At 70.0% G+C, this 18,467-nt stretch carries 19 protein-coding genes; 12 read left to right on the forward strand and 7 right to left on the reverse strand.

Annotated elements, in window-relative coordinates:
- Positions 1-62: 62 nt before the first annotated feature.
- Positions 63-1,073 carry a hypothetical protein gene (locus tag NDI65_RS11415; protein ID WP_310893671.1) on the forward strand — a complete coding sequence of 337 codons (1,011 nt, stop codon included), beginning with the start codon at positions 63-65 and terminating at the stop codon, positions 1,071-1,073.
- A gap of 72 nt (positions 1,074-1,145) precedes the next feature.
- Positions 1,146-2,228 carry a geranylgeranyl reductase family protein gene (locus NDI65_RS11420; protein WP_089779581.1) on the forward strand — a complete coding sequence of 361 codons (1,083 nt, stop codon included), beginning with the start codon at positions 1,146-1,148 and terminating at the stop codon, positions 2,226-2,228.
- A 37-nt stretch (positions 2,229-2,265) separates the two neighbouring features.
- Here NDI65_RS11420 and NDI65_RS11425 read toward each other — a convergent pair whose 3' ends face one another.
- Together NDI65_RS11425 and NDI65_RS11430 are read right to left on the reverse strand one after the other, a co-directional pair.
- Positions 2,266-3,363 carry an aminomethyltransferase family protein gene (locus NDI65_RS11425; protein ID WP_089779579.1) on the reverse strand — a complete coding sequence of 366 codons (1,098 nt, stop codon included), beginning with the start codon at positions 3,361-3,363 and terminating at the stop codon, positions 2,266-2,268.
- A 138-nt stretch (positions 3,364-3,501) separates the two neighbouring features.
- Positions 3,502-3,801: a DUF6432 family protein gene (locus NDI65_RS11430; RefSeq protein WP_089779577.1), complete on the reverse strand. Its 300-nt coding sequence runs from the start codon at positions 3,799-3,801 to the stop codon at positions 3,502-3,504.
- A gap of 104 nt (positions 3,802-3,905) precedes the next feature.
- On the opposite strand from NDI65_RS11430, the gene NDI65_RS11435 reads away from it, so the two are divergent.
- From NDI65_RS11435 to NDI65_RS11465, 7 genes are all read left to right on the forward strand, one after another.
- Positions 3,906-4,919, forward strand: coding sequence for a hypothetical protein (locus NDI65_RS11435; protein ID WP_089779575.1), 1,014 nt, complete (start codon positions 3,906-3,908; stop codon positions 4,917-4,919).
- Positions 4,920-4,989: 70 nt separating this feature from the next.
- Positions 4,990-5,370, forward strand: coding sequence for a DUF5611 family protein (locus tag NDI65_RS11440; protein WP_004969086.1), 381 nt, complete (start codon positions 4,990-4,992; stop codon positions 5,368-5,370).
- A gap of 192 nt (positions 5,371-5,562) precedes the next feature.
- Positions 5,563-6,021, forward strand: a complete 459-nt coding sequence (locus tag NDI65_RS11445; RefSeq protein WP_089779573.1) for a universal stress protein — start codon at positions 5,563-5,565, stop codon at positions 6,019-6,021.
- 79 nt (positions 6,022-6,100) lie between these two features.
- Positions 6,101-6,778, forward strand: a complete 678-nt coding sequence (locus NDI65_RS11450) for a TIGR00266 family protein (RefSeq protein WP_089779571.1) — start codon at positions 6,101-6,103, stop codon at positions 6,776-6,778.
- Between the two features lie 84 nt (positions 6,779-6,862).
- Positions 6,863-7,831: an ROK family protein gene (locus NDI65_RS11455; RefSeq protein WP_089779569.1), complete on the forward strand. Its 969-nt coding sequence runs from the start codon at positions 6,863-6,865 to the stop codon at positions 7,829-7,831.
- Positions 7,832-8,344: 513 nt separating this feature from the next.
- Positions 8,345-9,820, forward strand: coding sequence for a hypothetical protein (locus NDI65_RS11460; protein ID WP_310893672.1), 1,476 nt, complete (start codon positions 8,345-8,347; stop codon positions 9,818-9,820).
- 161 nt (positions 9,821-9,981) lie between these two features.
- The gene (locus tag NDI65_RS11465) at positions 9,982-10,314 is read left to right on the forward strand and encodes a NifU family protein (RefSeq protein ID WP_004969091.1); all 333 of its coding nucleotides are present in this window, start codon (positions 9,982-9,984) and stop codon (positions 10,312-10,314) included.
- A gap of 317 nt (positions 10,315-10,631) precedes the next feature.
- Here the strand turns inward: NDI65_RS11465 and NDI65_RS11470 are convergent, their stop codons facing one another.
- On the reverse strand, positions 10,632-12,038 hold the full coding sequence (locus NDI65_RS11470) for a DUF402 domain-containing protein (protein WP_089779567.1): 1,407 nt from the start codon (positions 12,036-12,038) through the stop codon (positions 10,632-10,634).
- On the reverse strand, positions 12,035-12,409 hold the full coding sequence (locus NDI65_RS11475) for a hypothetical protein (RefSeq protein WP_089779564.1): 375 nt from the start codon (positions 12,407-12,409) through the stop codon (positions 12,035-12,037). The genes NDI65_RS11470 and NDI65_RS11475 overlap by 4 nt, the downstream gene beginning before the upstream one ends.
- A 138-nt stretch (positions 12,410-12,547) precedes the next feature.
- On the opposite strand from NDI65_RS11475, the gene NDI65_RS11480 reads away from it, so the two are divergent.
- Positions 12,548-13,585 (forward strand): PrsW family intramembrane metalloprotease, encoded by a 1,038-nt coding sequence (locus tag NDI65_RS11480; protein ID WP_089779562.1) that lies wholly within the window; start codon positions 12,548-12,550, stop codon positions 13,583-13,585.
- Positions 13,586-13,611: 26 nt separating this feature from the next.
- Here NDI65_RS11480 and NDI65_RS11485 read toward each other — a convergent pair whose 3' ends face one another.
- Entirely contained in the window at positions 13,612-14,223 is a 612-nt protein-coding gene (locus tag NDI65_RS11485; RefSeq protein ID WP_089779560.1) for a riboflavin synthase, read from the reverse strand.
- Between the two features lie 108 nt (positions 14,224-14,331).
- On the opposite strand from NDI65_RS11485, the gene NDI65_RS11490 reads away from it, so the two are divergent.
- Positions 14,332-15,066, forward strand: coding sequence for a DUF502 domain-containing protein (locus NDI65_RS11490; RefSeq protein ID WP_089779559.1), 735 nt, complete (start codon positions 14,332-14,334; stop codon positions 15,064-15,066).
- A 1-nt stretch (position 15,067) separates the two neighbouring features.
- On the opposite strand, the gene NDI65_RS11495 is transcribed toward NDI65_RS11490, so the two are convergent.
- Positions 15,068-16,894: an SLC13 family permease gene (locus NDI65_RS11495; RefSeq protein WP_007274951.1), complete on the reverse strand. Its 1,827-nt coding sequence runs from the start codon at positions 16,892-16,894 to the stop codon at positions 15,068-15,070.
- 148 nt (positions 16,895-17,042) lie between these two features.
- Here NDI65_RS11495 and NDI65_RS11500 point away from each other — a divergent pair, with 148 nt between their 5' ends.
- Positions 17,043-17,285 (forward strand): hypothetical protein, encoded by a 243-nt coding sequence (locus NDI65_RS11500; protein WP_089779557.1) that lies wholly within the window; start codon positions 17,043-17,045, stop codon positions 17,283-17,285.
- On the opposite strand, the gene NDI65_RS11505 is transcribed toward NDI65_RS11500, so the two are convergent.
- Positions 17,286-18,464: a M24 family metallopeptidase gene (locus NDI65_RS11505; RefSeq protein WP_310893673.1), complete on the reverse strand. Its 1,179-nt coding sequence runs from the start codon at positions 18,462-18,464 to the stop codon at positions 17,286-17,288.
- Positions 18,465-18,467: the final 3 nt, after the last annotated feature.

The raw sequence follows: 18,467 nt of genomic DNA on the forward strand, positions 1-18,467 counted from the left end.
GCGAGTGCCGCGAGCCGCCGCCCGGTACCCGCGCTTTTCACCGCCGAGCGCCTACGTCCCCCATGCACCTCTACGCCGCAGCGAACGGCGCGGTCCTCGCGGTCTCGGGGTCGTCAGAGGACTTCACCGCCCGCCGGCGACTCGACGAGCACCGAGTCGAGTGCGTCGCGGCCGACCCGCGCGCGCCGACCCGAGCGTTCTGCGGGACCTTCGACGCCGGCGTCTTCCGAACGACCGACGGCGGGGGGTCGTGGCACGCGGTCGGCACCGACGCGCTCCCCGAGTCGGTGACGAGCCTCGCCGTCTCCCCGGCCGACCCCGACGTGATTTACGCCGGTACCGAGCCCTCGGCCGTCTTCCGCTCTCGCGACGGCGGCGAGACGTGGACCGAACTCGCGCCGCTTTCGGACCTCGATTCGGCCTCGTCGTGGGCGTTTCCGCCCCGCCCGCACACCCACCACGTCCGCTGGATAGAGCCGGACCCGACCGACCCCGACCGACTGTTCGTCGCGGTCGAAGCCGGGGCGCTCGTCCGCTCTCTCGACGGCGGCGAGACGTGGCAAGACCGCGTGCCGTCGAGCAAGCGAGACACGCACTCGATGGCGACGCACCCGGACCGACCGGGCCGCGTCTGGGTCGCCGCGGGCGACGGCTACGCCGAGACCGACGACGCGGGCGAGACGTGGACGACGCCGACCGCGGGGCTGGGCCACGGCTACTGCTGGAGCGTCGTCGTCGACCCCGCGGACCCGGAGTCGGTGCTCCTGACGGCCGCCTCCGGGCCGATGCGTGCCCACCGTGTCGAGTCCGCGGAGGCGTACCTCTACCGCAGGCGGGACTCGCCGGACGACGACGGCGGCGACTCGTGGGAACGCCTCGACGAGACCGGACTGCCGACCGGGCCGGGGGCGACGCGCGCGATCTTGGCAGCCGGGCGAACCGGCGGCGAGTGCTACGCCGCGAACGACCGTGGCCTCTACCGGACGACCGACTTCGGCGACTCGTGGGACCGAATCGACGTCCCGTGGGACGGGACGCGGCGGACCGCGGCGGGGCTGGCTGTCGTCGCGTAGTCGGGGATTTCCGTCGGAGGTCCCCTCGCCCGAAGCGAGAAGATTCATTGGTCGTCGCGGCGACGCCCCACTATGTACGATTTCGCCGTCGTCGGCGTCGGTCCCGCCGGCGCGCGGTTCGCCCGCCGCGCGGCCGACGCGGGCTACGACGTGCTCGCGCTGGAGAAAGGCGAGGTCGGGACGCCCCTCGCGTGCTCCGGCCACGTCAGCACCGATATCTGGGAGTACGTCCCCGACGAGGCGCGCGACCGCCTGTTTCAGAACCGCATCTACGGGGCGAACTTCCGCGTCGGCGGCCCGAACTCGAAGGCCTATCCGTTCTACAAGCAAAGCGAGGTCTCGAACGTCATCGACCGCGTCGAACTCGACCGCACGCTCGCCGACTGCGCCCGCGAGGCCGGCGCGGACGTCCGCGAGGGCCACACCGTCACGGCCGTCGAGGAACTCGACGACCGGGTCCGACTGACCGCCAGCGTCGCCGGCGAGGCCGGCACCGTCCAGTTCGAGGCGAAGATGGTCGCCGGGTGCGACGGCCCCACCTCGCGGGTCCGCCGGGCGCTTTCCCTCCCCGAACCGTCGGAGACGCTCCACGGCGTCCTCGCGTTCGACCCCGAGCCGGACGACGGCGACTTCGTGGACGTGCACCTCACGGTCCCGCGGTTCTTCGCGTGGCGCATCCCCCGCGGCGACGCCGGCGTCGAGTACGGCCTCGCGGCCCCGCCGGGCGCGGAGGTCAACGAGATGTTCGACGCGCTCACGAACACCTACGACGTGGAGACGGAGCACTTCTGTTCGGGAGCCATCCCCATCGGGCCGCCGGACCGGACGACGACCCGGCGGGCGTTCCTCATCGGCGACGCGGCCGCGCAGACCAAGCCGTTCACCGGCGGCGGCATCCTCTACGGGATGACCGCGGCCGACATCGCCGCGTCGACCATCGACCCCGACGACCCCGAGACGCTGTCGGCCTACGAGGACGCGTGGCGGGACGAACTCTCCCGGGAGATTCGGCTGGGCCACCTCGTGCGCCGGTGTTACTCCTTTCCCGAGTGGCTCCAGCGGGTCGGTCTCCGGTCGCTGTCGGGCGAAATCGGCGTCCACATGGACAAGCCGAGCTCGTTCTTCTCGCGCGAGCACCTGAGGAAACTGCTCTGAGGCGGCCGCGGGCCGCCGGTCGCACCGACTGCCGATTCTAGTTCTCGCCCGGGTACGTCGGAATCCGCGCCGACACCGCGCTCCCCTCGACGAACGGGAGCGGCTCGCGGGTCGCGTCGATGCGGTCGCCGTCGACCGCGACTTCGAGGGCGTCGGTATCGAGGCCGTAGTCCACGAGCGCGAAGCCGATGGGCGCGTCGAGCATCGGGCTCTCGACGGCGCGGGTGACGGTGCCGACCGACTCGCCGCCCGCCGAGACCTCGGCACCGGATTCGGGGAGGGCGTCGGCGCGGAAGCCGACGAGCCGGCGCGAGGGCCGCCCGCGGTTTTCTATCTTCGAGACGAGTTCCTGACCGACGAAACAGCCCTTATCGAAGTCCAGCGCGTTGCGGACGCCGACGACGTTCGGGACGTTGCCGCGGAGTTCCGTCTCGAAAAGCGGCGTGCCGGCCTCGGCGGTGAGGCTGTCCCACGTCTGATAGCCGACGGGGACCGAGGGGTTGCCGTAGAACAGGAGCGCGTCGAGCACGTCTTCGGCGTCCTTCGCGCGGCAGATGACGTCGTAGCCCTCCTCGCCGGTCGGGTTGTCGGAGGCGACGACCGTGACGCCGAGTTCGCCGCCGATAGAGCCGCGGACGAAGGAAAGCTCCGGCTCGGGCGCGCCCGCCCCCGAGAGGATGCTCGCCACCTTCTCGGTCGACTGCGGGCCGTGGACGCCGAAGACGCCGAACTCGTCGGAGGCGTCGCGTATCTTGACGCGCTGGAGGAACGTCTTCGAGCGCCACTCCTCGACGAGCGGCTCCGCTTGGTCCCGCGGGGTGAAAATCAGCAGTCGCTCGCCCGCGTTGTAGACGTACATCTCCGTCTCGATGCGGCCGTCGGGGTCGAGAAGCAGGGCGTAGACGCCCTCGCCGTCCTCGTCGGGGACGGTGTTGGTCACCGCGTTGTCGACGTAGTCGACCCGGTCTTCGCCCTCGACGACGACCACGCCGTAGCCGTGTTCGATGACGCCGACGCCGTTTCTGACGGCGCGGTGAGTCCGTTCGGGGCGGCCGTAGTGGCTCACGACCTCGATTCCGCCGCGCGTCTCGAACGTCGCACCGTGTGCCTCGTGGATGTCGGCGACGAGTGTCATTGCCCCCCGTTTCGGTTTCAGCGCGTAAAACCCTCCCACTCCCGGACGACTCGCCCGGCTTTCGGTCGGCCGGGCCGGTCCGGTCCGCGCGTGGGCGGACAGGCAGTCAAAACGAATCTGTGGTCCGCGTCGGCCCGCTCAGAGTCCGAACCGCTCGCGGAGTCTCTCGAACAGCGACGCGTCTTCTTCGACGGCTTCGCTCGGGTCCGGAACGACGCGCTCGTCGGCGTGGATGAGGACCCCCGTGTCGGCCTCCTCGACCACGATGAGGTTCTCGTCTTTGAGCGCCGAGAGCGCCTCCTCGATGGTGTCGATGTCGGCGTCCACGGCGGCACGGAGTTCGAACACGGTCATTCCCTCGTCGTGGCGGTCGACGAGCGCGTCGAGCACCGCGACCTCGATGTCGCGGCGGTTCCGAAACTCCCGCCTCGCTCTCATAGCGGGTACATCGTTCGCCTCCTGTTTACTTGTACCGCCCGTCTGACGGGCGTCGGACGGGCAGGGGGTACCTTTTTGTTTCCGAATCCCGGAATCCTCGCGTAATGGGACTTACTTGCCGTCTTCTCGGGCACTCCTACGGAGACGCCGAGACGGAACGGGAGCGCGAGGAACGCGGCGACGAGGTGGTCGTCTCGATTCGGGAGATACAGGTCTGCTCGCGGTGCGGCCACGAACAGGTCATGAGCGAGAACAAGGAGGTCACGGCCATCCGAACGCCCGAGGAGGTCGGGATGACGGAGGGCGAAGTCGAGACCGCGGCCGCGGGCTTCGAGCCGGCGAAGCCACAGCCCGGCGTCTCCGAGGGCGAGGACGCCGCCATCGAGACGGCTCCGGACGCGGAGACGCGGGCCGGGGTCGACGCCGCCGAAGCCGACGCCGCGGGCGACGCCGAGGCGGACGCCGGCGCGGACCCCGCGGCGCAGCAGCCGGCCGAGGCCGCGAACGCCGCCGACGCCCAACCCGCCGCCGAGTCGGACCCGAGCGGCGACGCCGGTGCCGCCGACACCGGGAGCGCCGACGCCCCGCCGGTGACCGACGACGGCGTCATCCTCGACGACGACGAATCGCAGTCGGAACCCCGCGACCGGACGCAGTGGCCCGACGAGGTCGACGAGGTCGAGACCGACGACCCGACGCCGCCGGCCGACGGCGACGACGCGGAGTTCATCGACGCGGACGCCGACGCCGAGGCGGAGTCGGAACAGCCCCGAGAGCGAGAACGCGGTGCGTGGCCCGACGCGCCGGGCGACGACGAGGGCTGGAACGCCCAGCCAGACGACGGAGAGCCCGTCTCGGTCTCGTTCGGCGGCGGGCTGACACCGGAGGAGAGCGCCCCGCAGGGCCGCCAGTCGAACGGCCAGTACGTCGAGGCGGAAGACGAAGACGATTTCGTCCGCGCCGACGAGTCGAACGTCGGCAACGAGGCCCCCGACGACGCGGTCGAGTACTACTGCCCCAACTGCGGCCACGCCCGCGGCGCGTCCTCGTCGTCGATGCGGGCCGGCGACATCTGCCCCGAGTGTAAAAAGGGCTACATCGCCGAGCGGGAATCCTGACTGCGCCACGGCGTCACAGGCGTCGCGGAGTCGCGAAACAGGTAAACCGTACCCTGTCGAAAAGGCGTCCATGAAGGAGTACAAGATGCGTCGTGGGGAGACGCTCGAAGAGCGAATTCCGGACATGAAAGCGACGGTCGAAGACTACTTCGGCCCCATCACCGGCACCGAGGAGTTCAAGGGAAGCGACCTCTACGTCGTCGGCGAACCCAAGAACCCCGTGTTCACCCGCATCGTCGCCGGCGCGGTCAAGTACAGCGGCAAGAAGGACAAGCTCGCGGTCAACTTCGAGGAGGCCGACCCGGCCGACCTCGCTCCCGAAGACCTCGAAGCCGCGGGCGAGGCCGTCAGCGCGAAAAACGACTTCCTCCTTGAGGCGACGGGCCGCGACGCGAAGTCCCGCCGCGATTCGATGAAGCGCGCGGTCGAAGACGACGCGCCCGACGTCTGAGCCGTTCGACGCGACCCGATTTTCTCGCGTACCCGAGCGTCGAGCGGCCGCGCCGCCGGCGAAACGTACATAGTGCTAGCACGTGACGCTCCGGCTGACAGCGACCTCGCCAGCCACGAACACGAATTTTTATTTCGATTGTGAGTAAAAATCTCCGGCACGGTTAAGTGATGCCGGGACGAACGGGTTGGTATGGCTATCGAAACTATCCTGCTCGCGATCGGCGCGGGCGACGCCGACCGAATCGACAGACTCGCCGAAGAGACCATCGACGTGGCCGGACCGACCGGCGCGACGGTCGTCATCGGGCACGTCTTCACGAGAGACGAGTACGACGACGCGCTCGACAACCTCGATTTCGACATCACGGCCGAGGAGGTTTCGGCGGACGACGTGGCCCGACGACACGCCACCGTCCGCGAACTCACGCGCCGCTTCGACGAGGCGGACGTCGACTACGTCATCCACGGCCGAGTCGGCCACCACGGCGAGAAGCTCGTCGAACTCGCGGGCGAGGTCGGCGCCGACCGCCTCGTCGTCGGCGGTCGGAAGCGCTCGCCGACCGGTAAGGCCGTCTTCGGGAGCGTCGCACAGGAGGTCATGCTCGAAGCGCCGTGCCCCGTGACGTTCGTCCGCGCGGACACGAAGTGACGGTCCGCGGGCGGCGCGAGCCCTGATCTCCCCGGCTCTCGCAGGCAACTACATATCTTAGCGCGCCGTCAGCTTCCGCATGGACCACTCCATCGACTACCGCCCGTCGTTCGCCCTCCTCACCGTCTCGCTCGACGAGGGCGAGTCGCTCCGGTCGGAGGCCGGCGCGATGGTCAGCTACTCCGACGGTATCGATATCGAGACGAACGCGAACGGCGGCCTGTTCGGGTCGCTCAAGCGGAGCGTCCTCGGCGGCGAGTCGTTCTTCCAGAACACGTTCAGCGCGCGGCAGGCGGGGGAGGTCTCCCTCGCGCCCCCGCTTCCGGGCGACATCGTCCACCACGGTCTCGCCGACGAGACGCTGTACGTCCAGTCCGGGTCGTACCTCGCTTCGGACCCCGTTCTCGACCTCGATACCTCCTTCGGCGGGGCGAAGACGTTCTTCGGCAGCGAGGGGCTGTTCCTGCTCAAACTGACCGGCACCGGCGACTGTTTCCTGTCGAGCTACGGGGCCATCCACGAGGTCGAACTCGGCGACGGCGAGCGCTACACGGTCGACACCGGCCACATCGTCGCCTTCGACGAGACGACGGACTTCTCGGTCGAGCGCGTCGGCGGCCTGAAGTCCACCCTGTTCAGCGGCGAGGGACTCGTCTGTACCTTCACCGGGCCGGGGACCGTCTGGACGCAGTCGCGCAGCATGGACTCGTTCCTCTCGTGGCTCATCCCCAAACTCCCGACCAACAACTCCGCGTGATCCCGAACCGAGAGTTACATCGCCGCGAGTAAATCTGCCGAAAATCCCGCTTAGTTAAGTGGTGGGCGCATCCCTATGGGAACGATGGCGTACTACGTGGGCGTCGACCTGGGGGCGACGAACGTCCGTTCCGTGGTGGGCGACGACGAGGGAACGATCCTCGGGGAAGCCCGTGACAACACACCGCGCGGCCCGACGGGAATCGCGGTCACCGAGGCGGTCCTCGGCGTCGTCCGCGAGGCGTGTGCCGAGGCGGGCATCGACCCGAGCGACGCGGTCGCGGCCGGCATCGGCGCGATCGGCCCGCTCGACTTGGCCGAGGGCGCGGTCGAGAACCCGGCGAACCTCCCGGACACCATCGACCGCATCCCGCTGACCGGTCCCCTCTCGGTGCTGTTGGAGACGGACGAGGTGTACCTGCACAACGACACGAACGCCGGCGTCATCGGCGAGCGGTTCCACTCCGACCGCAACCCCGACGACATGGTGTATCTCACCATCTCCTCCGGTATCGGCGCGGGCGTCTGCGTCGACGGGCACGTCCTCGCCGGCTGGGACGGCAACGCCGGCGAGGTCGGTCACCTGACGCTCGACCCGAACGGCTTCATGACGTGCGGGTGCGGCCACAACGGCCACTGGGAGGGCTACTGCTCGGGGAACAACATCCCGAAGTACGCCCGCGAACTCCACGAGGAAGACCCGGTCGACACCGCCCTTCCCGTCTCCGACCCCGACTTCTCTGCGGTCGACGTGTTCGAACACGCCGGCGAGGACGAGTTCGCCGACCACATCATCAGCCAACTGGGCCACTGGAACGCGATGGGCGTCGCCAACATCGTCCACGCGTACGCGCCGCTCATCATCTACGTCGGCGGCGCGGTCGCGCTCAACAACCCGGACCTCGTGTTAGAGCCCATCCGCGAGCAGATGAGCGAGATGGTCATGTCGAACATCCCCGAGATTCAACTGACGACGCTCGGCGACGAGGTCGTGGTCGAGGGGGCGTTGGCGAGCGCGATGACCGGTGGCACCGGTGACCGGTCTCGACTGTGATGTCGAGACGACTCACCGGTGGTAGCGCAGGCGGAACTGGCGACCGCTCGCGGCTGTGAGGTCGAGACGACACGCGGTGGTCGCGCAGGGGAACCGGCGACCGACCGCGATTACAACACGGCGGTTCGTCTCTCCGCCATCGAATTATCTCGATTGATACTCGGTGGCGCAGTCTTATAACCCCCGTCGAGAAACGCGATGACGTGCACCCGACGACGCCGAGTCATTCGGCGCATCGGTCGGCGCGTTCCCGTTCTCGTCGAACCGCACGGTGCACGGGCGTTCCACCGGAAGCCTAGAACGGGACCGGTCGACACCCCCCACCACCATCGTCGACCGACCGACGCCGGCGGGGTAACCCACACCCACCCACCCACCCATCCCCGCCGGCGTCGCTTCAGTTCTCACGCAACCCAGTGCAGACTGAGCGGTCCCCCCGTTCCCCTGACTGCCGGCCCCTCCCGGTCTCCGCGCCTCCGTCCGATTTTTCTCCTCGGCACCCGCAGGTTCACCGTGGACCGCCGCCAGTTCCTCCGCACCGTCGGTGCGAGCGCGCTCGCCGCCTCGACCGCCTCCGTCGCCGGTTCCCGTCCCGCCACCGCCCATCCCGGCCCGTTCGAGCCGCTGGGCCGCATCGACGTCGACGGCGCGAAAGAGGCCGTCGTGTCGGCCGACGGCGAGACCGTCTTCGTCGCCGCGACCGACGGCTACGCCGCCGTCGACATCTCCGCGCCCGACCGCCCCGAACTCCTCGCCGAGCGCCGCGACCTGCGTTCCGACCGCGAGGACGGCCCCTTCCGCGGCCTCTACGACGCGAAACTCGACGGGGACACGCTTCTGGTCGTCGGCCCCGCCAACCCGATTCCGGGCGCGCCGGCGGGCGTCCTCGTCGTCGACGTGTCCGATCCCGCGAACCCCGACGAAATCGCGTTCCACGAGACGGGCTTTCCCATTCACAACTGCTTCGCCGCCGATGGCCGGGCGTACCTCACCGCCAACGACGGCGACCGGAACCCGCTCGTCGTCCTCGACGTCGACTCCGGCGACGAACTCGGCCGCTGGTCGGTCGTCGCCGCCGACGACCGCTGGGCCGACGTGCCGCCTTCGATGCGTTCCGTCCACGACGTGTGGGTCCGCGACGCGGTCGCGCACGTCGCCCTCTGGGACGCCGGGACGTGGCTCGTCGACCTCTCGGACCCCGGGTCGCCGTCGGTCCTCGGGGCGGTCTCGCCCGGCGACCCCGAGGAACTCGCCGCGTTGCCCCCTCGCGGCCGCCACCGCGAGCGACGGACGCCGCCCGGCAACCACCACTACGTCGCCACCGACGACGCCGGCGACCTCCTCGGCGTCGGCGTCGAGTCGTGGGCCGTCGAGGTCGACCGCGACGACGGCACGACCGAACTCGTCGGCGGCCCCGGCGGCGTCGAACTCTGGGACGTGTCGGACCCCGCGGCCCCGACGAGGCTCTCGACCATCGACCCGCCGGTCAGCCCGGACCCGACGGTCGGCGGCGTCTGGACCACGGCGCACAACTTCGACTTCCGCGACGACCGGCTCTACACCTCGTGGTACCGCGGCGGCGTCAAGCGCCACGACGTGTCGGACCCGACCGACCCCGTCGAACTCGCGTGGTGGCGCGACCCCGAGCGCGCGAGCTTCTGGACCGCGCAGTACGCCTACCCCTTCGCCGACGAGGGCGTCTTCGTCGCGTCGAGCCGCGGCGTCGACGACGCGTCGCCCGCGCTCTACACGTTCCCCGACCACGCCGGCGACCAGCGCGACCCGCCGACGCTCGGGCCGGAACCGACCACCGAATCGCTCGTCAACACGCCGACGCCGACCGGGAACGGGTCGGCCCCGTCCGCGTCCGACGCCGAGCCTTCGTCGTCGACGTCGGCGACCGACGCGCCGGGGTTCGGATTCGGCGTCGGCGCGGCGGCGCTCGGCGTCGCCGGCTGGTTGGCCCGTCGTCGCGGGCGGCGCGACTGAGGGGAACGGCTCCAGCGCCGCCTCGCCGCCTCGTCTCCTCGCCGCCCCGCGTGGTTCCCGCGTCGAATCTATCACGAACGACCGAGACAGCCTTTCTCTCGTCGGCCGGCGCGGTGGGAGAACCGTTTCATTCTAATCCGTGGGGTTCGAAGCATCGGGGTATGAGCGACGAGTCGGAGAGCCTCAAAGAGCGCGTCGAGACGTGGATGGTCGGTCAGATGCCGATTATCCAGATGCACGGCGGCAACAGCGTCGTGCGCAAGGCCGATGCGGAATCGGGGGAAGTCGTCGTCGAACTCGGGGGCGCGTGCGCCGGGTGCGGCATCTCGAACATCACCGCCCAGAACATCCAGTCGGACCTCATCATGACGTTCGACGAGGTGACCGACGTGCAGGTCAAGGTCCCCAGTTCCGGCGACCACGGCAGCAGCACCGTCGAGGGCGGCCGCGGCGGCGAACTGCAGTACGGCGACGAGGGACCGGGGCACTTCTAACCCACCTTTTTTCACGGGGTCCTCGGCAACTTCGTTGCCTCGAACCCCGCCAAAAAATCTGGACCAAAAAGGCGGCTACTCCCTTCGGTCGTAGCCGTACTGTTCCCTCCGACACGAGCGCCCCGTTCCGCGGTTCTCAATACGTATCCAGCCGTGTCGGCCGTGACCATATTGGTCTTTTTCACGCTCGCTCTCCGCGTGGCCTTCGCGGGGTGTTCGTCTGCCGGCCCAGATATCGGCCGCCGACGCCTCCCGCCACCACGACGACCGAGCCCTCCCCGGCAACGACGACTGACCGTCTTCCGAAGTTGCGACGCCTACCCCGACAGCGCCGACTCCAGACTCGACGCCACCGACCGCGCCTTCTCGGCCAGTTCTTCCGAGATGTGGCCGGCCTCGACGGCCGCGTCGAGTTCGTCGTCGTCGACCCGCTCGACCGTCCCGTCGGCGTGTTTCACCACGTCGACGTGCAGGTCGATATATCGAATCTCGTCGGGGAAGCACTCGACGGGCGTGCAGATGTTGACGTAGGTCCCCTTGACCGCGCCCTCTGAATCGCGGTACACCGTCGGATACCACCAGCGTCCCTCGCGGAACTTCGTGACCGCGACGTCGCCGGACTCGCGGTCGACGCCGAGGGCGTCGTAGGTGCCGCCGCCGGTCATGCCGCGCCGGAGTTCGACGGTTCCCTCGGGGTCGCGCTCCGTCACCTCGCCGGAGCCGAGCGTGATGAGCCGACCGTCAGGTTTCCCGTGGCCGATTTCCACGTCGTCGCCTTCGAGCGGGCCGAACTGCGCGGTCACCACGTCGAAGGGGAACTCGCCGTCGCCGACCGACCCGCAGAGCGCCTCCGCGAGGTCGACGCCGGCGGAGGCCTTCGGCGAGGCGGCCTTCGTCCGGTGGTGGCCGGGCATCGTCGTCTCGACGGCCCGGCGCTGGGAATCGAGTTCGAACCTCGTCTCGCGGCCGAACCAGACCCACGTCGTCGCGGTTGGAGCCGCGACCGCCCGCGGGGCGTCGACGGGGTCTGAGAGCGCCTCGTCGAGTTCCGCGGCGACCTCGGCCGCCCGGTCGAGCGCGTCGTTCAGGGCGCTCATGTCGGCGTCGACGGCGTCGCGGTGCCAGCGGATGCCCCAGCCCTCGGGCGGGTCGCCGCCGAGGAGGTCCGTCATGCCCGCCAGTTCGCGGGCGGCGGCCTCGTCGCGGGTGTCGACGCGGACGCCCTCCGAATCCGGTTCGAGGGTCGCCAGCCCCGCGACGGCGCGGACGTCGCCGGTCAGTTCGGCGCGGCGGGAGGCCCACGGCGGGGCCGACTCGGCGACCTGCACGCGGACCTCGTCGCCGACTTCCACGTGCCCGTCGAAGTCGCCGTACGAGAGGTAGCCCTCGGTCTCGCCGAGGTCGCACACCGCGCCGCCGCCGAGGGTGTCGGTCACGCGGGCGTCGAACACCGCGCCGGTCGGCGCGGGGTCGTCCCACGCGAAGGTGTCGACGCCGAGGTCTGAGAGGCGCTCCGTGGCCGTTTCGACCGCCTCGGGCGCGCCGGTCGCGCCGACGCCCTGCCGGTTCCGCGTCGTCTCGACCGACACGTCGTGGTCCGACGAGTCGAACTCGGCGTCGAAGCGCTCGCGAATCGGGCCGGACGCCTGCACCACGTCGTGGCCGGCGTCGAGGAAGAGGCTCGTGAGCGCGGTGGCGTAGATGCCGCGGACGCGGACCCTCATAGCTCGTCGGCGTCGCGGGCGAAGGTGACGCGGGCGTCGACCGTCGGGCCGAGCGTCAGTTCGACCTTCTCGTCGGTGAGCACGCGGCCGCCCTCGATGGGGACGCCCCACGAGTCGAACTTGAGGTAGCCGCGGAGCTCCGCGCCGTGAGTGTAGAGGTCGACGTGGTCGACGGCGTGTTCCTGCACGTCGCTCGCGCTGTGGGCCATCTCCATGTCGGAGTAAAACGTCCCGCCGTCGCCGAAGAACGCGGCGATGGCGTCTGCGTCCGATTCGACTGCGTCGCTCACGAGGTCCGACGCGGCCCGGAGGTCGTCGGTGTCGAGGCCGACCTCGCGGAGCGCCGCCTGTTCGCGGGGGTCGAAGTGCATACCCGCCCTTCGGAGCGGAGGCATTAACGTCGTGCGGTCGGTCGTCGGCCGCCAGCCACTCGACCGTCAGCGGTTCGGCCGCTCGCGGGATGCCGTGGCCGAAGCTATTACCAGATGCGATACCCTTTACCCCACGTGATGGACCAGCAGGACCCAGTCGAGCAGGCGTCCGACGGATCGGCCGACCTCTACGACATCGCGACGTGGGAGGAACGAACCTCGGTTGACGGGCTCGCGGTCGCGCTCTACCGGGTGCTGGTCGCGTCGACCCGCGCGCTGGTCGTTCTCGCCGCGCTCCTCATCCTCGTCGGTATCGGCGGCCTGTCGGCGCTCACCGACCCGCAGGTCGGCGCGCTCACCCTGCTGTCGGCGCTCCCGGCGCTCGCGCTCGCCGGCTACGTCTACTACTCCGACGTGACCGACGACGAACCGCTGTCGATGCTCGTGGTGACGTTCCTCCTCGGCGTCCTCACCGCCACGTTCGCCGCGATTCTCAACTCGCTTCTGAGCAACGTTGGCCAGACTATCGCGGCCGAGTTCCAGTTGGCGCTCGGCTTCCTCGGCAGCGCCGTGTTCTACTTCCTCGTCGTCGGCCCGGTCGAAGAGACCGTCAAGCTCCTCGCGGTCAGGCTGTACGCCTACTCCCACGACAGCTTCAACGCCGTCATCGACGGGGCCGTCTACGGGGCGATGGCCGGCCTCGGTTTCGCCACCATCGAAAACGCCCTGTACATCACCCGCAACCTCACCTCGTCGGGGCTCGACGTCGGCTCCGGCGGCGTCGGCATCATCGCCGCCGGCGGAACGATTACCGCGGTCCGGGCGCTCGCCGGGCCGGGGCACGTCATCTACTCGGCCATCGCGGGCTACTACCTCGGTCTCGCCAAGTTCAACAAGGAGAACGCCGGTCCGATCGTCATCAAGGGCCTCGTCCTCGCGGCGCTGGTCCACGCGACGTACAACTCGACGGTCGGCATCGGGTCGACCGTCATCGCGGGGATAACCGGCCTCGGCGGTCTCGCGGCCTTCCTCGTCTACGTCATCATCTACGACGGCGTCTTCGGGCTCTACCTCATCGGGAAGCTCCGCCGCTACAGTCGGGCCTACCACCGCGCCCACGCCCCCGGTCCGAGCGCGGCGTCGTTCAGCTCCGAGCAGACGGAGTTCGAGGACTGAGTCAGCGAGACGTGCGAACCGGTCGCCTACTCGGCGACCAACCGCTCGGCGTAGCCGTCGAGCATCGATTCGACGTACTTCGCCACCACGTCGACCTCGACGTGAATCGGGTCGCCGACCTCCTTTTCCGAGAGCGTCGTCAGGTCGTAGGTCGTCGGGATGATGGCCACGGCGAAGGAGTCCCCGCGGCGGTCGGCCACGGTGAGGCTGATGCCGTCGAGACAGACCGAGCCCTTCTGGACGACGTACTTCGCCAGTGACTCGGGGAGGTCGAACTCGAAGAACCAGTCGTCGCCGACGCGCTCGACGTTCGTGACCGTCGTCGTGCCGTCGACGTGTCCCTGGACGATGTGGCCGTCGAAACGGTCGTCGGCCGCGAGGGCCCGTTCGAGGTTGACGCGGTCGCCCTCGACGACGTCGCCGAGGTAGGTCTTCTCGACCGTCTCCGCCGCGAGGAACACCTCGAACCAGTCGTCGCCGAACGCCTCGACGGTCAGACAGACGCCCGAGACCGCGATTGACTGGCCGTGGTGGAGGTCGTCGAACGCGAGGTCGGTCCGGATGCGGAGGCGGCGACCACCGTCGGCGTCGGTCACGTCGACGATTTCGCCCGGCCCCTCCACGATTCCCGTGAACATACCGCGGCTTCGGACGGGTGAAGTTAATGCCTATCGTTTCCGTTCTCTATCACGTTTCTGTGACGATCTCGCCCATACAATTTTACGCTCGTCGTCCGGAGAGTCGGTATGGACGTTCTGGCTCGCCTGCGGAGCAGTTTCGTCACGGGTCTCATTCTCGTCACCCCGCTGGCCGTGACCGTGTTCGTCCTCCAGTTCGCGTTCAACCGCATCACCGCCGCGCTCCGCCCGGTCGTCCGTCAGGTGACGCCGTTCCTCGCCGATGCGCTCAACTACTCCGGCGACATCGTCCTCATCTCGCAGGTGCTGTCGGCGCTCGTCATCGCCGTGGCCGTCTCGCTTCTCGGCTACCTCGCGTCGATGAGCCTCGGCCAGCGGCTCTTCGGGAGCTTCGAGCGCGGCGTTCGGCTCCTCCCGCTCGTCCGCACCATCTACTTCGGCGTCCGGCAGGTGTCGGAGTCGCTCACCGAACCGACCGCCGGCTACGACCGCGTGGTGCTGGTCGAATACCCGCGCGAGGGGCTGTTCTCAATCGGCTTCGTCACCAACGAGGCCCCGCCGTCGGTCTCCGAGGTCTCCGACGACGACCTGTTTACCGTGTTCGTCCCGCACAGCCCGAACCCGACCGCCGGCGCGCTCATCATGGTCTCGCCCGACGAGATTCGCGAACTCGACATGCCGGTCCGACGCGGCCTCCGGCTTCTCGTCACCACGGGCCTGAGCGTCGACGACCCGGAGACGCTCCCGTCGGGGCCGGCGGGCTACGACCCCTCGAACGGCGAGGACGGCGTCCGGGCGGAGACTGACCAGCGTCGCAACGCGGGCGAGAGCCGAGCCGAGTGACCTAGACCCCCCACAAGAGGACGATACCGGCCGTCGTGACGACCGTGAGAAGAAGCTGGAGCGGCGCGCCCACGCGGAGATAGTCGGTGAAGCGGTAGCCGCCCGGCCCGTACACCATCAGGTTCGTCTGGTAGCCGATGGGCGTCATGAACGCCGTGCTCCCGCCGAAGGTGACCGCGAGGGCGAAGCCGAAGGGGTCGGCACCGAGGCCGAACGCGGTGTCGATGGCGACCGGGAGCATGAGGACGACGCTCGCGACCGGCGTGATGACGTTCGCCAACAGCCCCGTGAGCAGGTAGAACGCGGCGAGCACGACGACGACGGGCAGGTAGGTCGCGGCGACGCCGACGAACTCCGAGAGGAGCGCGACGCCGCCGGTCAGCTGGAGCGCCTGCCCGAGCGGAATGACGCCCGCGAGGAGGAAGATGACGTTCCAGCTCACCGCGCCGTAGGCGTCGCTCGCCGAGAGACAGCCGAGCGTGACCATCGCGGCGACGCCGCCGAGCGCGGCGATGGCGATGGGCACGACGCCGAGCGCGGCCAGTCCGATGACCGCCGCGATGACGGCGAACGCGCGGAACGACGTCGGTGACAGTCCGCCGTTGTCCTCGATGAACTCGTCTGCGACCTCGCTGGTCACGACGAAGTCGCCGCTGTCGCGGAGGTATCGCGCCGTCTCGTTCGTCGTCTGGAGGAGCAGTGAGTCGCCGACTTGGAGTTCCACGTCTCTGAAGTGCTCGCGGATGAGGTCGCCGCCGCGCCGACGGACCGCGAGCACCGTCGCGTCGTAGCGCTCGCGGAGTCGCGCGCCGCCGATGGTCTCGCCGACGAGGCCGGACTCGCGGGGGACGACGAGTTCGACGAGCGCCACGCGCTCGGGGCGGTCGAGTTCGGCGTCGGTGACCGACGCGCGCGGGAGGAACCGCAGGTCCGCGAGGTCGCAGAAGCGCCGAATCGTCGCCGGGTCGCCCCGGATGGTCAGGATGTCCCGCGACTCGACCTCGCGGTCGGAGTCGGCCGCGATGAAGTGCTCACCGCCGCGGAGCACGTCGAGGATGTCCACGTTGAGGTCGCGGTAGGTGTCGTCGGAGACCTCGCCCGCCGGGATGCCGACGAGCGGCGACCGCGCGGGGACGAGCACGCGGGCGAGAAACGGCTCGACGCCGTAGTTCCCGGTTCGGTTTCCGGGCTCGATTCGCTCGGGAAGGAGCCGCGGCGCGACCGTCAGGAGGTAGCCCGCGCCGACGACGAACACCACCGCACCGAGGGGCGTAAACGTGAACATCGAAAACGGCGGCAACCCGGTCGCCGCGGCGTAGGCCTCGCTGGCGACGAGGTTCGTCGCCGTCCCGACGAGCGTGAGCGTGCCGCCGAGCATCGAGGCGTACGAGAGGGGAATGAGGAGCTTCGACGGCGAGACGTTCGCCTGGTCGGCGAGGTCCGAGACCATCGGCACGAACACCGCCACGACCGGCGTGTTGTTCACGACGCCCGCGACGGGGCCGGTGAGGCCGACGACCGCGGCGAGCAGTCGGGACTCGCTCCCGTTCGTAAACGAGGCGACCGCGTCGCCGAGGACGCGAATCGCGCCGGTCTGTCGCACCCCCTCGCTGAGGGCGTACATCGAGAGGACGGTGATGGTCGCGGCGCTCGAAAACCCCGACAGCCCCGTCTGGAGGTCCACCCGCGTCCACGGTTCGAGGACGACGAGCGCGACGATGACGCCGATTGCCGTCACGTCCGGCGGGGCCGCCTCCGTCACGAAAAGCGCCATCGTGACGACGACGAGCGCGAAGACGACGAGCATCCCGGACGTGACGGCGACCATGCTGGCAGTCGATTCGGAGGCGGCTTAATGCTACCCCGCGCGACGGTCGGCCGCGGCGACGGGTCGCCCGGCTCCCACCTCTCAAACGACGCGCTCGTCCGACCGCCGGTCGCGACGCTTTTAGTCGCCCGCGGAGTATCCTCGGGCGATGCGACTCGGAATCCTGGAGATGGTCGGTCTCGCGGCGACCCTCATCTTCGCCATCCCCGTCGGCGGCTTCGGCCTCACGCTCCTCGCCGACGGGCGGACCGCCTTCGGCGGCGCGATGCTCCTTCTCGCGGTGCTCATGGTCGCGCTCCCGAAGTTCCTCACCATGCCGCAGGACGTCCCCTCGCTCGCGGCCGAGAAAGTCATCGGCGGCGTCGCGAAAGACCCGGACGACGACGAGTAACTACCAGCGACTCGGGTCGAGGCCGGTCGGCGCGTCGCCCAGCAGTCGCGGGCCGTCTTCGCCGACGACCAGCACGTCGGTCAGTTCGACCCGGCCGTGGTCCGGGTGCGTGACCGCGGCGCGGACCCGCAGGACGTTGCCGGCGACGAGTTCGCGGTCGCCGTCGAGCGGCGGGACCTCGCGGGCCGCGAGGCCGATGCCGCCGCCGACGTCTCTGGTCACCTCGTCGGCCATCGAGAAGCCGAACGCGGCGGTCTCCGCGCGGAGCTCGCTCCCGAGGAAGCCGGCGTCGTCGCCGGGGTCCGCCTCGACCAGACTGACCTTTCTGGCGGCGTCGCAGGCGACGTGCGCCCGGCGCTCCCACCCGCCGTCGGGGTCGACGACGAACGTGCGAGCCAGCGCGCCGCGGTAGCCCGTCGGGCCGCGCGGGCCGACCGCGACGACTATCGGCTCGCCCGGCCGGAGTTCGACCGGTTCGTTCCCGTCGCCGCGGGTTCCCGCTCGGACCGCCGTCGCGCCCGCGGCATCGACGCCCTCGGCCGCGAGCGTCGCGTTCACCTGCCGGCGGAGTCGCTCGGTCGACAGCGGCGCGCCGTCCCAGCGGAGGGCGGGCCGGTCGTCGTCACCGTCGCCGCCGTCGTCTTCACGACCGCTGTCGCCGTCGCCGCCGTCGCCGTCGGTGGCTTCCTCACCCGTCGCCGCCGCCAGTATCGCGGCCGCGCGACCGACGCCGCGAGTCGCCGCGCGCTGGGCGGCCTCGATTGCGTCGCGCTCGGCGGCGTCTTTCACCGCGCGGGCGGCTTCGACCGCCGCGGTCGACGCGAGGTCGTAGCCCGCCGATTCGAGGTGGAGCGCGGCGTCGTGCGGAATCGTCCGGGGCGCGAGGACGGTCCCTTCGGGAGCGCCGTGTTCCGCGAGGACGGCCGCGGCGGCCTTCCCCGGCGGCCTGTCGTCGACGCGGACCGAGGCGACCGACAGCGACGGCGGTTCGACGGTCGAGGGGACCCGGAGATGCGTCTCGCCGTCGACGCGGACGAACGCGAGGTCGCAGTCGAACTCGCGGCCGGTGAGGTAGCGACTCGTCGGGTCTGAGCCGCGGGAGACGGCGACGAAGCCGACGGCGTCTCGCTCGGAAACGGCGGCGTCGATGGCGTCGCCGCCGCGCGGACCGCTCCGCACGGG

This window comes from Haloferax sp. S2CR25 (assembly GCF_031624535.1).
Lineage (GTDB): Archaea > Halobacteriota > Halobacteria > Halobacteriales > Haloferacaceae > Haloferax > Haloferax massiliensis.